At 70.5% G+C, this 15,067-nt stretch carries 17 protein-coding genes and 1 tRNA gene; 7 read left to right on the plus strand and 11 right to left on the minus strand.

All coding sequences use genetic code 11. From position 1 onward, the window contains the following. Nucleotides 1-37: 37 nt before the first annotated feature. Nucleotides 38-535: a hypothetical protein gene (locus tag LHJ74_RS23255; RefSeq protein WP_260220106.1), complete on the minus strand. Its 498-nt coding sequence runs from the start codon at nt 533-535 to the stop codon at nt 38-40. Nucleotides 536-689: 154 nt separating this feature from the next. On the opposite strand from LHJ74_RS23255, the gene LHJ74_RS23260 reads away from it, so the two are divergent. Beyond that, nucleotides 690-893, plus strand: coding sequence for a plasmid partition protein ParG (locus LHJ74_RS23260; protein ID WP_260220107.1), 204 nt, complete (start codon nt 690-692; stop codon nt 891-893). After that, a complete protein-coding gene (locus tag LHJ74_RS23265; protein WP_260220108.1) occupies nt 890-1,267 on the plus strand; it encodes a hypothetical protein in 378 nt (125 codons plus the stop codon). The genes LHJ74_RS23260 and LHJ74_RS23265 overlap by 4 nt, the downstream gene beginning before the upstream one ends. A gap of 85 nt (nt 1,268-1,352) precedes the next feature. On the opposite strand, the gene LHJ74_RS23270 is transcribed toward LHJ74_RS23265, so the two are convergent. Continuing rightward, a complete protein-coding gene (locus LHJ74_RS23270; RefSeq protein WP_260220109.1) occupies nt 1,353-1,928 on the minus strand; it encodes a TerD family protein in 576 nt (191 codons plus the stop codon). A 192-nt stretch (nt 1,929-2,120) separates the two neighbouring features. Here LHJ74_RS23270 and arfB point away from each other — a divergent pair, with 192 nt between their 5' ends. Next, nucleotides 2,121-2,558 carry an alternative ribosome rescue aminoacyl-tRNA hydrolase ArfB gene (gene arfB / locus LHJ74_RS23275; protein WP_260220110.1) on the plus strand — a complete coding sequence of 146 codons (438 nt, stop codon included), beginning with the start codon at nt 2,121-2,123 and terminating at the stop codon, nt 2,556-2,558. A 21-nt stretch (nt 2,559-2,579) separates the two neighbouring features. Here the strand turns inward: arfB and LHJ74_RS23280 are convergent, their stop codons facing one another. After that, on the minus strand, nt 2,580-3,353 hold the full coding sequence (locus LHJ74_RS23280; RefSeq protein WP_260220112.1) for a DedA family protein: 774 nt from the start codon (nt 3,351-3,353) through the stop codon (nt 2,580-2,582). Between the two features lie 65 nt (nt 3,354-3,418). Next, nucleotides 3,419-3,493, minus strand: a tRNA-Thr gene (locus LHJ74_RS23285). 200 nt (nt 3,494-3,693) lie between these two features. On the opposite strand from LHJ74_RS23285, the gene LHJ74_RS23290 reads away from it, so the two are divergent. The 3 genes from LHJ74_RS23290 (at nt 3,694) to LHJ74_RS23300 (ending at nt 6,219) form a co-directional block, all read left to right on the plus strand. Next, a complete protein-coding gene (locus LHJ74_RS23290) occupies nt 3,694-4,812 on the plus strand; it encodes an ABC transporter ATP-binding protein (protein ID WP_260220113.1) in 1,119 nt (372 codons plus the stop codon). A 167-nt stretch (nt 4,813-4,979) separates the two neighbouring features. Beyond that, nucleotides 4,980-5,408: a hypothetical protein gene (locus LHJ74_RS23295; RefSeq protein WP_260220114.1), complete on the plus strand. Its 429-nt coding sequence runs from the start codon at nt 4,980-4,982 to the stop codon at nt 5,406-5,408. 37 nt (nt 5,409-5,445) lie between these two features. Continuing rightward, entirely contained in the window at nt 5,446-6,219 is a 774-nt protein-coding gene (locus LHJ74_RS23300) for a nucleotidyltransferase family protein (RefSeq protein ID WP_260220115.1), read from the plus strand. Between the two features lie 76 nt (nt 6,220-6,295). Here LHJ74_RS23300 and LHJ74_RS23305 read toward each other — a convergent pair whose 3' ends face one another. From LHJ74_RS23305 to LHJ74_RS23335, 7 genes are all read right to left on the minus strand, one after another. After that, a complete protein-coding gene (locus tag LHJ74_RS23305) occupies nt 6,296-8,182 on the minus strand; it encodes a DoxX family protein (RefSeq protein ID WP_260220117.1) in 1,887 nt (628 codons plus the stop codon). Nucleotides 8,183-8,291: 109 nt separating this feature from the next. After that, the gene (gene rlmB, locus LHJ74_RS23310; RefSeq protein WP_260220118.1) at nt 8,292-9,251 is read right to left on the minus strand and encodes a 23S rRNA (guanosine(2251)-2'-O)-methyltransferase RlmB; all 960 of its coding nucleotides are present in this window, start codon (nt 9,249-9,251) and stop codon (nt 8,292-8,294) included. 188 nt (nt 9,252-9,439) lie between these two features. Continuing rightward, on the minus strand, nt 9,440-10,906 hold the full coding sequence (gene cysS, locus LHJ74_RS23315; protein WP_260220119.1) for a cysteine--tRNA ligase: 1,467 nt from the start codon (nt 10,904-10,906) through the stop codon (nt 9,440-9,442). A gap of 55 nt (nt 10,907-10,961) precedes the next feature. Further along, the gene (locus tag LHJ74_RS23320) at nt 10,962-11,366 is read right to left on the minus strand and encodes a PPOX class F420-dependent oxidoreductase (RefSeq protein WP_260220120.1); all 405 of its coding nucleotides are present in this window, start codon (nt 11,364-11,366) and stop codon (nt 10,962-10,964) included. A gap of 142 nt (nt 11,367-11,508) precedes the next feature. Then, entirely contained in the window at nt 11,509-12,075 is a 567-nt protein-coding gene (gene ispF / locus LHJ74_RS23325; RefSeq protein ID WP_260220121.1) for a 2-C-methyl-D-erythritol 2,4-cyclodiphosphate synthase, read from the minus strand. Continuing rightward, on the minus strand, nt 12,065-12,838 hold the full coding sequence (gene ispD / locus LHJ74_RS23330; protein ID WP_260220275.1) for a 2-C-methyl-D-erythritol 4-phosphate cytidylyltransferase: 774 nt from the start codon (nt 12,836-12,838) through the stop codon (nt 12,065-12,067). The genes ispF and ispD overlap by 11 nt, the downstream gene beginning before the upstream one ends. Nucleotides 12,839-13,259: 421 nt before the next feature. Next, nucleotides 13,260-13,742 carry a CarD family transcriptional regulator gene (locus LHJ74_RS23335; RefSeq protein ID WP_027750678.1) on the minus strand — a complete coding sequence of 161 codons (483 nt, stop codon included), beginning with the start codon at nt 13,740-13,742 and terminating at the stop codon, nt 13,260-13,262. Nucleotides 13,743-14,284: 542 nt separating this feature from the next. Between LHJ74_RS23335 and LHJ74_RS23340 the strand changes: the two genes are divergently transcribed. Then, nucleotides 14,285-15,031 carry a DUF461 domain-containing protein gene (locus LHJ74_RS23340; protein WP_260220122.1) on the plus strand — a complete coding sequence of 249 codons (747 nt, stop codon included), beginning with the start codon at nt 14,285-14,287 and terminating at the stop codon, nt 15,029-15,031. Nucleotides 15,032-15,067 lie beyond the last annotated feature (36 nt).

Genomic DNA, 15,067 nt, shown 5'->3' on the forward strand with positions numbered 1-15,067 from the left:
AGTCGTCAGGAGAGGAGCGGGCCCCAGGGGCTGTCCGTCAGAGCCGGGGGAAGCGTGCCTGGAGCTCCCAGATGACGGGGTTGCTGTCGAGCCCGTCATGCATGTCCGTCAGATCCGCGAGGAGGTCGTGCAGGAAGTCGCGCGCCTCACGGCGCAGCGTCGCGTGCCGGACGGTCAGCGGCGGATCATCGGTGTACTGCCAGTCCGCGGTGATGTCCACCCAGCCGAACCGGCGCTCGAACACCATGCGGTCGGTGCTCTCGGTGAAGTCGATTTCGGCGTGCTGCGGTGTGGCCGACCGGCTGCCGAGCGGGTCCTTGTCGATCCGCTCGACGATGTCGCACAGCGCCCACCCGAAATCCAGCACCGACAACCAGCCCCACTTGGTGGCCAGTTCGCGGCCCGTATCGGTGTCCGCGAGATAGACGTCCCCACAGAACAGATCGTGCCGGAGCATCCGTACGTCCGCCGAGTGGTAGTTGGTCTGCGGCGGGTCGGGGAAGCGCCCGGAGAGGGAATAGCCGATATCGAGCACACCCTGATGGTGCCACGCCGGATACCCTCCCCGCCCAGCCCCAGGGCATGACATTGGGTAACGAGTTTGCGACCGGGCGTCGCCCGCAAGTAGCTTTTCGGGTACGGGTACGGGTGTGATGGCCCGTACAGCGAGCTCGCTGTACGGTGAGCCCATGTCAAAGCACGTCACGATCCGCCTGGACGAGGAGTTCCACGAGCGCCTCAAGGCTCGCGCGGCGGAGCAGGGCACGACCGTCACGGCGCTGATCACCGAAGCGACGAAGCGAGAACTGGACGAGAACCGGGCGAGGTTCCTCGCCGGTGTCGACGAGTTCGCCGAGCATTGGGACTACTTCCAGGAGCGATTCGGACTGTGAAGATCACCATGGAGTGGGCATGGAGCGCCCTCGCGCATCATCTTCCCTCCGACCCGACCGTATGGGACCCCTCGGGCGTGGTGGCCGCTGTCGCCCGGCATCAGAACGACCTCGTGCTCGTCGCCGACGCACCGGCACCGGATCTCGCCTGGCGGGCGGCGGCGTTCCTGCACACCCTGGTGGTCTGCCCGCCGCTGGAATCACCGATGAACGAGTTCTACGCCGCCGCCGCGACCCGCTCCTATCTGCGCGTCGCGGGCGCGAAGGCCCTGCCGGACGCGGAGACCTTCGCCGACCTGGTGGAGGCGACCAAGCGGGGCCAGGCGGATGTCAGCACGGTGGCCCGGGAGTTGCGCACCCATCTGGGGTCCTGACCGCCGGTGGCGGGGAGACAGCCGCGGCGCCCCTCGCCCCCTGACTCCGGGAGAAGAACGCCGCGACCGTGTGGTGGGGCAGACCTCAGATGTTGACGCCGAAGTCCTGCGCGATGCCCGTGAGACCGGCGGCGTAGCCCTGGCCGACGGCACGGAACTTCCACTCCGCGCCGTTGCGGTACAGCTCGCCGAAGACCATGGCGGTCTCGGTCGCCGCGTCCTCACTGAGGTCGTAGCGCGCGATCTCGGTGCCACCCGCCTGGTTCATCACGCGGATGTAGGCGTTCCGCACCTGGCCGAAGTTCTGGCTGCGGGTCTCCGCGTCGTAGATCGAGACGGGGAAGACGATCTTGTCGATGTCCGCCGGCAGCGCCGCCAGGTTGACGTTGATCGCCTCGTCGTCGCCCTCGCCCTGGCCGGTGAGGTTGTCGCCGGAGTGCACGATCGACTGGTCCGGCGTTGCCTTGTTGTTGAAGAAGATGAAGTGCTGGTCGGAGTAGACCTTGCCCTCCGCGTTGACCGCGATGGCGCTGGCGTCGAGGTCGAAGTCCGTACCCGTGGTGCTGCGGACGTCCCAGCCGAGGCCGACCGTGACGGCCGTGAGGCCAGGCGCCTCCTTGGTAAGCGAGACGTTGCCGCCCTTGGACAGGCTTACAGCCATGGGGAATGCCCTTCTCTATGGGAACGCTGAACTCTGGTGAGGCTGGCGGGTCTGAACCTCACCCTCTCACCCTCCCCAACGCAGCCGAGCGAGGGGCGGGTTCCAGTTTTCTTTACCTTCTTTGCCCGACTTTCCCTGCCGGACCGTCCACAGCCGGAAAACACGGTGACGCGGAGCCCTGAAGGCGGGAACATGGGACACATGTCCGGGCCTCATTTCATCCGCGGCTCGGTCTCCCTCCCGGAGGCCGAGCTCAGCTGGCGTTTCTCCAGATCCTCCGGCCCAGGCGGGCAGCATGTGAACACCACCGACAGCGCGGCCGAGCTGCGCTTCGACCTCGCGAAGACGGAGTCGCTTCCCGAGGTGTGGAAGGCGCGCGCCCTGGAGCGGCTGGCCGGGCGGCTGGTGGACGGCGTGCTGGCGGTGCGGGCCAGCGAGCACCGCTCCCAGTGGCGCAACCGCGAGACGGCGGCCGTCCGGATGGCGGCGCTGCTTGCCGAGGCGACGGCGCCCCCGCCCCGGCAGCGCCGGAAGAACAAAATCCCGCGCGGCATCAACGAGCGGCGGCTGCGTGAGAAGAAGCAACGCGCGGACGTCAAGCGCGGCCGCACCGGCCGTGACTGGTCCTGACCGCCTGGGCTCTGTCCGGCGTCAGCGCAGGGCGTGGCGGCCGCGGCGCTTGGGCTTCTTGCCTCCGGGGGCGGTGGCGGGGCCGTTGGTGCCGTCGGACGGGCCGGCCGGCGGGGCCTGGTCCGGAGAGTCGCCGGCCGCCCCTGCTGTGGCGACGGCAGCCGCCTCCTTCGCGGAGCCGCGGCGCGCCCTCAGGTACTCGATCACGATCGGGAGCACCGAGAGCAGCACGATCCCGAGCAGGATCGGCTCGATGTGCGCGTGCACGAAATCGATCTGGCCCAGACCCGCACCCAGCAGAGTGACACCGGCGCCCCACAGCGTGCCGCCGACGATGTTGTAGATGACGAACGTGCGGTAGTTCATCCGGCTGACGCCCGCGATGATCGGCGTGAACGTCCGGACGATCGGGACGAAGCGGGCCAGGACCAGCGACTTGGGGCCGTACTTCTCGAAGAACTCGTGCGCCTTCTCGACGTTCTCCTGTTTGAAGACGCGGGAGTCCGGGCGCCGGAACAGCGAGGGGCCCACCTTGCGCCCGAACAGGTAGCCGACCTGGTCGCCCGCCACCGCCGCGATGACGATGAGGACGCACACCAGCCACAGCGGATAGTTCAGATACTGGTCGGTCGCGACCAGCAGCCCCGTCGTGAACAGCAGCGAGTCACCCGGCAGGAAGAAGCCGATCAGCAGACCCGACTCGGCAAAGACGATCGTCAGAATGCCCAGCAGGCCGAACGTCTGGATCAGGTAGTCCGGATCGAGCCAGCTGGGCCCGAGTGCGAGTTCGGTCACCGGGCAGTCTCCTCGTCGTACGAAAGGATCAAGCCGCGGACAGAGAGCGGCCTGATCCTCAGTCGAGCCGCCTGTCGGATTCGAACCGACGACCTTCTGTTTACAAGACAGATGCTCTAACCAGGCTGAGCTAAGGCGGCGTGCCCCGTAGTGTACCTGGCCGCGATGGCGCGTTGACGGGGAGTTTCCACAGCGCCCCGGGCCGCGGGCCGACCGCTTCCCGGCTACTGACAAACCCGAGGCCCACGGGTTAACGTCACGGAACGTCCCCGCAACACAGAGGACTAGACCTTTACTACGGATCGTCCGGCACGTACCTGCCGGTGAAGGAGACAACAGCATGGCTACGGTCACCTTTGAGTCGGCCACCCGGATCTACCCGGGCCAGGAGAAGCCGGCCGTCGACAAACTCGAGATCGACATCGCGGACGGTGAGTTCCTCGTCCTCGTCGGCCCCTCCGGCTGCGGCAAGTCCACCTCGCTCCGGATGCTCGCGGGCCTGGAGGACGTGGACCAGGGCTCCATCCGCATCGGTGAGCGTGACGTCACCCACCTTCCGCCGAAGGACCGGGACATCGCCATGGTGTTCCAGAACTACGCGCTGTATCCGCACATGACCGTCGCGGACAACATGGGCTTCGCGCTGAAGATCGCCGGCGTACCCAAGGCCGACATCCGGAAGAAGGTCGAGGACGCCGCCAAGATCCTGGACCTCCAGGACTACCTGGGCCGTAAGCCGAAGGCGCTCTCCGGCGGTCAGCGGCAGCGTGTCGCGATGGGCCGGGCCATCGTCCGTGAGCCGCAGGTCTTCCTGATGGACGAGCCGCTGTCGAACCTCGACGCAAAGCTCCGGGTGCAGACCCGTACGCAGATCGCCGGCCTCCAGCGCCGCCTCGGCATCACCACCGTGTACGTCACGCACGACCAGGTCGAGGCCATGACCATGGGCGACCGGGTGGCCGTGCTCAAGGACGGCCTGCTCCAGCAGGTCGACTCGCCCCGCAACATGTACGACAAGCCGGCGAACCTCTTCGTCGCGGGCTTCATCGGCTCCCCCGCCATGAACCTCATAGAGGCGCCGATCATCGACGGCGGCGTGAAGTTCGGCAACAGCGTCGTGCCGGTCGAGCGGGCGGCTCTGGCAGCCGCATCGGAGAAGGGCGACACCACCGTCACCGTCGGCTGCCGGCCGGAGCACTTCGACATCGTCGACGGCGAGGGCAAGTCGCTGTCCAAGGACGAGCCCGCGGGCCTCGCGGTGGATGTGAACGTCGTGGAGGAGCTGGGCGCCGACGGCTACGTCTACGGCACCGCCAAGATCGGCGACAAGAGCGAGGACCTGGTCATCCGGGTCAGTGGCCGTGCGGTGCCCGACAAGGGCTCCGTGATCCACGTCGTGCCGCGCGGGGGCGAGACCCACGTGTTCTCGACCTCGACCGGCGAGCGCCTGACCTCCTGAGCGCCTGAGCGCCTGAGCACGGATGGGGCCGCACCTCCGGGGAATCCGGAGGTACGGCCCCTTTTCGATCACCCGCGTCAACACGGCAGACGGGCAACGAAGTTTGTTGTCCCTCGACAGGGTGACTAAATGTCGCCAAATCACCACTCCTCGCTACCATCGCCACCGTGAACCACGCAGCCCGCCGAATCGGCCGATCCCTCGCCCTCGTCCTCCCGGTCGTCCTCGTCCTCTCCGGGACGCTCGCGGTCACCCGCGTGCCGTGGGCGACGACCTCACCCACCGACACCCAGGTCCTCACCGCAGCCGCGGACCGCGCCTCCTCCCCGCAGGAGGCCGACGCCCCCCGCACCCCGCAGGCCCTGCTCCGCGAGCGCCTGATCACGGAGCTCCGGGAGCAGAACCCGGGTGTCGCCCTCACCAGCCTCCAGAAGGAGATGAACCGCAGGCCCTCGCTCGCCCGGCACTGCACGTCGATCGCCAGGGCGCTCGGCCGCGCGGCCGTCCAGAAGTACGGTGCCGCACACCGTGCCCAGGAGTTCGCCCGCCCCGTCTGCGACACCTCCTTCGCCACCGGCGTCGCCCAACTCCACTAGGGCCTGTCCGGCGGGTCCTGCCCATAGGGTGCGCAGCATGACCCGTGAGCAGCATGACCCGTACGACCCGTACGTCCACCGGGAGCAGCCCGATCGGCCTGATCCGGCGCATCCCACCCAGGCCGTGGTGCTGGCCGGAGGCCAGGGGTCACGGCTGCGTCCGTACACCGACGACCGCCCCAAGCCGATGGTCGAGATCCCCGGCACCGGAGTGCCGATCATCGGCCATCAGCTCGCCTGGCTGGCCTCCGAGGGCGTCACCGACGTCGTCGTCTCCTGCGGGCATCTCGCAGAGGTGCTGGAGCGGTGGCTCGCCGGCGCCGAACTGCCGCTGCGCGTCAGCACGGTGATCGAACGGGAGCCACTGGGCCGCGGCGGCGGACTGAAGTTCGCCGCGGCCTCACTGCCGCGCCCCGACGAGCCGTGGTACGCCACCAACGGCGACATCTGGACCCGCTTCTCGCTCCGCGAGCTGGCCGCCTTCCACGCCGAACGGGACGCGACGGCCACCCTTGCCCTGGCCCGGCCCCGCATCCCCTGGGGGGCCGTGGAGACCGACGAGTTCGGGCACGTACTGGACTTCATCGAGTCCCCGCCGTCCCCGTACCTGATCAACGCGGGGGTCTACGTCTTCTCCGCCGCCTTCGCCGGGCTGCTGCCGGAGCGTGGCGACCACGAGCGCACCACCTTCCCCCGGCTGGCACGCGAGCGCAGGCTCGCGGGGTTCCCCCTGCCGCAGGGGGCGTACTGGAGGGCGATCGACACCGCGAAGGATCTGACGGAGGCCGCCAGGGAACTCGCGGGCGGCTGACCGGAACGGCCCTCGGTACAGCTCGGTAGCTCAGTGCGACTCAGCGCAGCTCAGCGCAGTACAAGCACAGCGCGGCTCATCCCAGCAGGCCGCCCAGGGCCCCACGCCCGCCCTCGCCGTCGCTCCCGCCGCTCCGCTCACGCGCGGCTCCGTTTCCGCCCCCGGCCGCGCCGCCGGTGTCGCCACCGCTGCCGCCGCCGACCGAAGTGCCCGCCGTACTGCCGCCGCTGGGCGTACCTTCGCCGGTCGTCCCCGCGGTCGGCGCCGGGGCGGGGGCGGTATCGGCGGACCGTACGGGTGCTGGCTGCTGCGGCGCCCGTACGGTCTGCCGCTGCGTGGGCGTGCCCGGTGCGCTGCTCGCCGCGCCGGAAGGGCCGGAGGTGGAGGCCGAAGGGCTCGGCGAACTGCTCGCGCCGGACGGCTCCGCGCTCGGACTGCGGCCGCCACGGCCGTCGCTCTCGCGCGGCTCCTCGGGCAGTGCCGAGCCCGGCAGCCGGTTCGTCGGCGGCTCTCCCGTGCCCGGCACGGTGACCGTCTGGGAGGAGCGCACGGCACCACCGAGGAGCGCGCCGAGGAGCAGTGCGGAACCGGCGACGACGGTGGCCAGCGCCGCGCCCCGGCGCAGTACCCGGCGTCGCAGGTCCGCGACCTCGACGCGCGGTCCGAGCCGCCGCCATGCCTCACCAGCCAGCCTGGCGTCCACCGAGTAGACGGGGGCGCCCGCGATGATCAGCGGGCTCCAGGCGGCGAGATAGATGATGTCGGGGGCGTCGTAGGCGGGCACCGTCCGCCAGCTGACCGTCATGATCAAAGCGGCGGAGAGCAGCACGCCGATGCTCCCGGCGAGCCGCTGCCAGAGTCCGAAGATCGTCAGCACTCCGACGATCACCTGGAGGAAGGAGACCGTGAGCCCGGCGCCGACCGGGTGGGCGAGCGCGAACTCGTGCAGCGGCGAGGCGATCGCCCAGGGCTCCAGCGAGCGGAGCCAGGTGACCATGGAGCCGCGCTCGCCGCCGTCGAAGTAGACGGGGTCGCAGAGCTTGCCCATCCCGGCATAGATCGAGATGAACCCGAGGAAGATCCGCAGCGGCAGCAGCACCACGCCGAGGTTCATCCGGCGCCCGGGGTAGTAGGCGTGCCGTACGGAGCCGCTCCGGCGGGTGGTGTACGGCGAGCGCGGGTCGGCGGCCGGCTCCGCGTCCGCCTCCCTGCCCGTTTCGTAGTCCGGCTCCGTGCCGCTGCCCGGCGCGTGGGTGCGCGGCGCCGCCGGGTCGTCGTACGCGCTGCCGACCGGGCGGATCCCGGTGAGCAGCGGCCAGGCAGGCTCGGGCGGATCGGGCGGCTGGGGGGCGCGCGGACCGACGATGTACGGCGCGTCCGGGCCGCCGATCCGTGGCAGGGCCTGGGTGGAGGCGTTCGTCGCCTCCTCGTCCGGGTAGCCGACTGCGTACCCGCCGGAGCGCGCGCCGTAGTCCGGACCGATCACCGTGTCGAGACCACCGCCGCCAGACCCGGCCCCGGGACCGCCCGGGGCCCCGAACCCGGCGGCCGGGACCCGGACGGCCTGGAGGAGCCGCATCGCACCGGTGTCTTCGGGCCCGGTGCGTCCGCTCCACACCATGGGCGCCTGCCGCCGCGCTGCACGGGGCGCCGTGCGGGCCGCCGCCTCGTGCAGCGTTCCCTCGTGCCGCGGTCCCTCACGGACCGCCCGCTCGCGGGCGCTCCGCTCCCACGCGGCCCGCTCCCGAGCGAGGTCGTACGCGGTGTTCCGGGGAACGGGCCCGGGCAGCCGCACACGGAAGCTCGCGTGGTTCACGACGACCTGCGCCGGGTCGCACGGAACCTTCACCGTGCTCAGCACGTCCTCGTCAGCGGCGAATCCGCGCGCTGGGCCCCTTGCCGCCTCCCCGTTCCGGTTGCCCGGAGGGACGGTTGTGCGGGGTGTTCTGGTGTCCACACTCATCTAACCGAGTGACGGACGCTTAGGACACTGCCTTGACCCGGCCTAGTGTCCGAGACCCGTCAAGCACCGCCACGCGGCGGCGCGGGCCCGGTTCAGGCGCGGCGGCGGCTCAGGCGCGGCGGCGAGACGCCTCGTAGAGCACGACCCCGGCCGCGACGCCCGCGTTCAGCGACTCCGCGCCTCCGGGCATCGGAATCCGGACGCGCAGGTCACAGGTCTCGCCGACCAGCCGGGAAAGCCCCTTGCCCTCGGAGCCGATCACGATCACCACCGGCCCGTCCAGCACATTCAGTTCGTGCAGCTCCGTGTCGCCGTCCGCGCTCAGGCCGACGACCGTCACCCCCGCCTTCTGGTACGCCTCCAGCGCGCGGGTCAGATTGGTGGCGCGCGCGACCGGGATGCGCGCGGCGGCGCCCGCCGAGGTCTTCCACGCCCCCGCCGTCATACCGGCGGCACGCCGCTCGGGAATGACCACGCCGTGCCCGCCGAACGCGGCGGCGGAGCGCACCACGGCGCCGAGGTTGCGCGGGTCGGTCACGCCGTCCAGCGCGACGATCAGCGGGTCCTCGCCGTCGTCGTAGGCGGCGCGGGCCAGGTCGTCCGGGTGCGCGTACTCGTACGGCGGGACCTGCAGCACCATTCCCTGGTGGTTCAGGCCGTTGGTCATCCGGTCGAGCTCCGGTCGCGGCGCCTCCATCAGATGGATGCCGCCGCGCTCACCGGCGAACCGCAGCGCCTCGCGCACCCGCTCGTCGTTGTCGATGAACTGCTGGACGTAGAGGATGTTCGCGGGCACGCCCTCGCGCAGCGCCTCCAGTACCGAGTTGCGGCCGACGACCATCTCGGAGGTGCCCTTCGGCCCCCCGCGCCGGGGCCCGCCGGTGGGCTTGCCCTGCGCCCGGCGCGCCTTCACCTGCGCCACGCGCTGCTTTGCATGGCCCTTGCGCATCTCCGCCGGCGGCGTCGGGCCCTTGCCCTCCAGCCCGCGGCGGCGCTGACCACCGCTGCCGACCTGCGGGCCCTTCTTCTTGGACGTACGCCGGTTGGGATGCTGGCTGTTCCCGGCCATGGGGCCACCTACTTCTCTGCTTGCCGCCGTCGATTTCCGCTTACTGCCGTCGATCGAACGGCCGTGCCGGTGAGCCCGCCCTCAGATGCCGACGGGTGCCCGGAAGACTCCAGGATACGGGCCGCCGGGCGCATACCATCCCGCGCCCGGTGCGGACCCCGCGGGCTGCCCGGCCGCCGCCCCGCCGCCTAGTGCGTGTTGCGAAAGTCCCTGCTCGGGCCTGGGCCGCTGCCGGGAACCCTTGCCTGCCCCGGCGCCAGTTCCCAGCGCGGGCCCGCCGGGGTGTCCTCGATCACCAGCCCGGAGCGCTGCAGCTGGTCACGGATGGCGTCGGCCGCCGCGTAGTCCTTGCGCTGCCGCGCCGCCTGCCGCTGTTCGAGCACCAGGGAGACGAGCGAGTCGACGACCCCGTGCAGGTCCGCCTGGGCGCCGTGGGCGCCACCGGCCGACGCACCCCAGCTCGGGTCCATCGGGTCGAGCCCCAGCACACCCAGCATCGCGCGCGTCTCGGCGCACCGGGCGGCGGCGCTCTCCTTGTCGTCGGCGGTCAGTGCGGAGTTCCCCTGCCGGACGGTGTTGTGCACAACGGCCAGCGCCTGCGGCACGCCCAGGTCGTCGTCCATCGCCTCGGCGAACGCGGGCGGCACCTCGGAGGCGGGCTCGATGTCACCCGTCAGCTCCGTCACCCGGTGCAGGAAGCCCTCGATGCGGGCGAACGCCGTCTCGGCCTCGCGCAGCGACTCCTCGCTGTACTCGATGGTGGAGCGGTAGTGCGGGGTGCCGAGGTAGTAGCGCAGCACGATCGGGCGCCAGCGCTTGACCATCTCGGACGCCAGCACCGAGTTGCCGAGCGACTTGCTCATCTTCTCGCCGCTCATGGTCACCCAGGCGTTGTGCGTCCAGTACGCGGCGAAGTCGTCGCCGTACGCCCGGGACTGGACGATCTCGTTCTCATGGTGCGGGAAGACGAGGTCGACGCCGCCGGCATGGATGTCGAAGGCGCTCCCCAGGTACTTGTGCGCCATGGCCGAGCACTCCAGGTGCCAGCCCGGCCGCCCGGCGCCCCACGGGGTCGCCCAGCTAGGCTCGCCCGGCTTGGCGGCCTTCCACATGGCGAAGTCCCGCGGGTCCCGCTTGCCGGTCTCCCCCTCGCCCTCGGGCTGGCGGAGGTTGTCCAGCTCCTGGTTGGACAGCGCGAGATACCCGTCGTAGGAGTGGACGTCGAAGTAGACGTTGCCGTCGGCTGCGTACGCGTGGCCCCGGTCGATGAGCGTGCGCATCATCTCGACCATCTCGGGGATGTGGCCGGTGGCGCGCGGCTCGTTGGTGGGCGGCAGGCAGCCCAGCGCGTCGTACGCGTCGTTGAACGCGCGCTCGTTCTCGTACCCGATCGCCCACCACGGGCGGCCCTGGTCGGCGGACTTCGCGATGATCTTGTCGTCGATGTCGGTGACGTTGCGGACGAAGGTCACCGCGAAGCCGCGGTACGCGAACCAGCGGCGCATGATGTCGAAGTTCAGACCGGACCGGATGTGGCCGATGTGCGGGGCAGCCTGCACCGTGGCGCCGCAGAGGTAGATCGAGACACAGCCCGGTTCGAGCGGGACGAAGTCACGTGTCTGCCGGGCGCTGGTGTCGTACAGGCGAAGAGTCACGCATCAAGAGTAGACGGAGCGTGCGCCGGACCGCGCCCGCTTTACGCCGCGGGTCTCAGAGTCGGCCGACGACCTTGCTGGGCGTGATCCGCACGACGATCCGCGGGGCGTCCTCGCCCGACCTCGGGTTGAACTCGGCGTAGCTCTTGCCCTCGTACTTCCGCGCCAGCTCGTCGATCAGTTCCGGTCCGCCCTCGGTCGTCATCGTGGCGGTGCCACGGATCTCCGCGTACGTGTAGGGCTCGTCCGCGGGCTGGACGACGACGGTGACGCGCGGGTCGCGCCGCAGGTTCAGCACCTTGCGGCGGTCGGTCGTCGTGGACACCAGCAGTTCGTCCCCGTCCCGCTTCACCCACACCGGCGAGACCTGCGGGCTGCCGTCCGGCTGGAGGGTGGCGAGGGTGATGAAGACCCTGCCGTCGAGGGTCTTCTTCAGGTCGTTCGAGAGTGCGGCGGTCACGGAGTCCTCCGATGGCGGTCCGGAATGCTGGCGCGTGCGGCGCGCGCCGCACAGCCCCACAGGTACCGCGCCGGCGCGGACCTCATGCCGCGGCGCCGGATTCCCACCCGGATCCCGTACGGCGCCGTGCTCCCTCAGGAACTCAGGACGGCGCCTGCCGTACGACCAGGGCCGTCGCGACGGCCGCGACGCCCTCCGCCCGGCCGGTGAGACCAAGACCGTCCGTGGTGGTGCCGGAGACCGAGACCGGAGCGCCCACCGCCGCCGCCAGCGCCTCCTGGGCCTCCTGCCGCCGCTTGCCGATCTTCGGCCGGACACCGATCACCTGGATCGCGACGTTGCCGATCCCGAAGCCCGCCGCCCGTACGATCCGGGCCGCCTCGGCGAGCAGCGTGACACCGGAGGCACCGGACCACTCGGGGCGGTCCGTGCCGAAGTGGGCGCCGAGGTCGCCGAGCGCGGCGGCGGAGAAGAGCGCGTCGCAGGCCGCGTGCGCGGCGACATCGCCGTCGGAGTGCCCGGCCAGCCCGTATCCGCCGGAATCCTCGGCCGACCACAGCAGGCCGCCGCACCACAGCTGACGGCCGGACTCGAATGCGTGCACGTCGGTGCCGACGCCCACCAGCGGCAGCGGCACGGGCGGCGAGTGCTCAGCAGTGTGACCAGCGGTCCGGTCAGCGGTCTGCTCGACAGCGTGTTCAGAAGCCATCGGTTGCCCTCCTGCGGGCGAGTACTGCCTCGGCCAGCACCAGATCCAGCGGGCGGGTCACCTTGAACGCCTCCTCGTGCCCCGGCACCACGACGACCTGGACGCCCATCCGCTCGACCATCCCGGCATCGTCCGTGGCACCGTCACCCTCTCGGGCGACACGCTCGTGCGCCTCGGCGAGCGTGCCGTAGTCGAAGCCCTGCGGTGTCTGCACGGCCCGCAGCAGCGCGCGGTCGGGGGTGCCGACCACGGGCTCGGGGCCGCCCGGCTGCACGCCGGGCGACACCTCCTTGATGGTGTCCGAGACCGGCAGGGCCGGTACGACCGCGGGCGCGCCGTCGCGTACGGCCGCGGCCACGGCGTCCACCGTGTCGACCGGGACGAGGGGACGCGCGGCGTCATGCACCAGCACGGTGCCGATGTCGGCGGGGAGCGCGGCGAGACCGAGCCGCACGGAGTCCTGGCGGGTGTCGCCGCCGGGCACCACGATGACGTCGACGCCGTCCGAGGTCTGGTGGGTCAGATGCTCGTCCAGCAGGTGCCGCACCTCCCCGGCGCCGTCCGGCGGGGCGACGACGACGACCAGCGAGACGGCTCGGGCACGGGCCATCGCGCGCACGGCGTGGACCAGCATCGGCGTGCCGTTCAGCGCACGGAGAGCCTTGGGCGTCCCCGGGCCCAGCCGTACACCCCGGCCGGCGGCGGGGATGACGGCGGCGGTGCGGAGTTCGGCGGGCTCTGTTGACTTCGGTTGGGCGTTCAGGTTTGTTTCCTCAGCCGGGATGGGTATGGCCAGAGCGTGCCGGGCGCGACGGCTCGATCGGCCCCTTCCGTGACGACCGGTCGAGCCCACTGCCCGGGCCCGGCACACCAGAATACGACTGGCAGGCACGGCAGGCGGACAGCAGGTAGGCGCACAACAAGCGCACAGAAGCACCGGACGGCTGCAGCTGCCCCGCAACAGCTGCGCCACAACAGACATGCCGCAGCGCCGGGATCGGGTGGATTCCCGGGCACCGCGGCATGTGTGACGCGCAGCATGCGCGAAGCGAGGTCGGCATCGATCGGCGCCGCGGCTGGGTCGCTTCTTCAGCTTCGCCGGGCCGCTTCTCAGCTTCGCAGAGCAGGACGTCCCAGGTCAGGACGCCACAGATTCAAGACGCCACAATGAAGGCGCCACGGATTCAGGACGCGAGGACTTCGTCGAGCAGAGCCTCGGCCTTGTCTTCGTTGGTCTTCTCCGCCAGTGCGAGCTCGCTCACCAGGATCTGGCGGGCCTTGGCAAGCATTCTCTTCTCACCAGCGGAAAGACCGCGCTCGCGCTCGCGGCGCCACAGGTCGCGGACGACCTCGGCCACCTTGATGACATCTCCGGAGGCGAGCTTCTCCAGATTCGCCTTGTAACGACGGGACCAGTTCGTCGGCTCCTCGGCGTACGGAGCGCGCAGCACCTCGAAGACCTTGTCCAGGCCCTCGGAGCCGACAACATCCCGCACACCCACGAACTCCGCATTGTCCGCCGGGACACGCACCGTCAAGTCGCCTTGCGCGACCTTCAGAACCAAGTAGGTCATGTCCACGCCTTTGATCTGGCGAGTTTCGATAGCCTCGATCAGCGCGGCCCCGTGATGGGGATAGACCACGGTGTCGCCAACCTTGAACGTCATGTGTCAGGTACCCCTTCCGTGACTATCCATGCTAACACGGGAACGGACCGTTCTGAATGACGTTTTCGCAGGTCAGGGCATATTTCGGGGCTTGACAAGGGCACCCGTGACGTGCTGCGACCGCCTTGCGGAGGCGGGTATTCGCAGGTCGGGGCACGTCTGCAAGGGGCGGGAAACACGCACGACCGGGCTTCGAAAATCTCACCACCATGGGCGATTTGCCCGTTTTGACCGTGTCAATGAGTTGGTCCGTTCGGCCGTTCCGAGGAATTGACCTTGCCTTGAGTTGATCCATGTTGATCAATTCCACGGAGCTCTCACATATCTTCCGGTGAATCCCCCGCAGATGAATCACGCGTCGGATCAGCGGTCGATATTCCGGGGCCCCCACCGGCTGGATCCACCATGCGGGCGTACCGCGGAGGGGCGGGTGCGGCAGCCCCGGAGGGGGTCGGTAACCTGAGCCCCCAGCAGATCAACACCGTTCCGCGACCGTGCATGCAGTTCGGCCGCCAGAGCTCGCCCTAGGAGATGCCGCCGCCGTGAGCAGCAGCCTTCGACGCGGCACCCTCGCCGCCACCGTCCTCGCGCTCTCCGCAGCCACGCTCACCGCCTGTGCGGCAGGGACCAACGCCGAGACGCTTCAGGTCAAGCCGGACAACGCGGCTGTCGACGTCGGCCACATCCAGGTACAGGCCGCCAACGTCATCACCACCGAGGGCTCCGAGGGGCCCGGTCCGGCCGCCATCACCGCCAAGATCTTCAACACCGGGGACAAGGCCGAGACCCTCCAGGGGATCACCCTCGGCGAGTCCGGCCTCGCGGTGCAGGTGACCCCCGCCAAGGGCGAGAGCCTGAAGGTGCCCGCCGGCGGCTCCCTGGCCCTCGGCGGCAAGGGCAACGCCTCGGCCGTCATCATGGACGGCGCGGCCCTCGAGAACGGCTCCGCCCCGGAGATCTCGTTCGACCTCAGCACCACCGGCTCGGTGAAGCTGCGCGCGACCGTGGTGCCCGAGGAGCACGACAGCTACGGGGACTACGGTCCGACCGTCACGCCCACCGAGCCGTCGCCGACCGCCTCACCGGAGGACGAGAGCACGACGCCGGGCGAAGAGACCCCAGGGGGCGAGACGCCGGGCGACGACGCCGAGGGGCAGACCGACCCGAACGCCTCCGGCAGCCCCGCGCCGGGCGCCTCGGAGGAGGGCACACCCGCCCCGGGCACGAGTGAGGCCGCCGACGCCGGCGCCGCGGACGACGCTGCCGAGGGCACCGAAGCCGGTCACTGACCGGTCCAGCACGTGTGAGGGCCCTGGCCGCTTCGG

The organism is Streptomyces gossypii (assembly GCF_025165795.1).
GTDB lineage: Bacteria > Actinomycetota > Actinomycetes > Streptomycetales > Streptomycetaceae > Streptomyces > Streptomyces gossypii.

Excerpts from the sequence above, each read along its gene's own strand:
- LHJ74_RS23260 (WP_260220107.1), top strand. The coding sequence starts at position 690 with ATGTCAAAGCACGTCACGATCCGCCTGGACGAGGAGTTCCACGAGCGC.
- LHJ74_RS23270 (WP_260220109.1), bottom strand. The coding sequence starts at position 1,928 with ATGGCTGTAAGCCTGTCCAAGGGCGGCAACGTCTCGCTTACCAAGGAG.
- arfB (WP_260220110.1), top strand. The coding sequence starts at position 2,121 with ATGGGACACATGTCCGGGCCTCATTTCATCCGCGGCTCGGTCTCCCTC.
- LHJ74_RS23290 (WP_260220113.1), top strand. The coding sequence starts at position 3,694 with ATGGCTACGGTCACCTTTGAGTCGGCCACCCGGATCTACCCGGGCCAG.
- LHJ74_RS23300 (WP_260220115.1), top strand. The coding sequence starts at position 5,446 with ATGACCCGTGAGCAGCATGACCCGTACGACCCGTACGTCCACCGGGAG.
- LHJ74_RS23305 (WP_260220117.1), bottom strand. The coding sequence starts at position 8,182 with ATGAGTGTGGACACCAGAACACCCCGCACAACCGTCCCTCCGGGCAAC.
- rlmB (WP_260220118.1), bottom strand. The coding sequence starts at position 9,251 with ATGGCCGGGAACAGCCAGCATCCCAACCGGCGTACGTCCAAGAAGAAG.
- ispF (WP_260220121.1), bottom strand. The coding sequence starts at position 12,075 with ATGGCTTCTGAACACGCTGTCGAGCAGACCGCTGACCGGACCGCTGGT.
- LHJ74_RS23335 (WP_027750678.1), bottom strand. The coding sequence starts at position 13,742 with ATGACGTTCAAGGTTGGCGACACCGTGGTCTATCCCCATCACGGGGCC.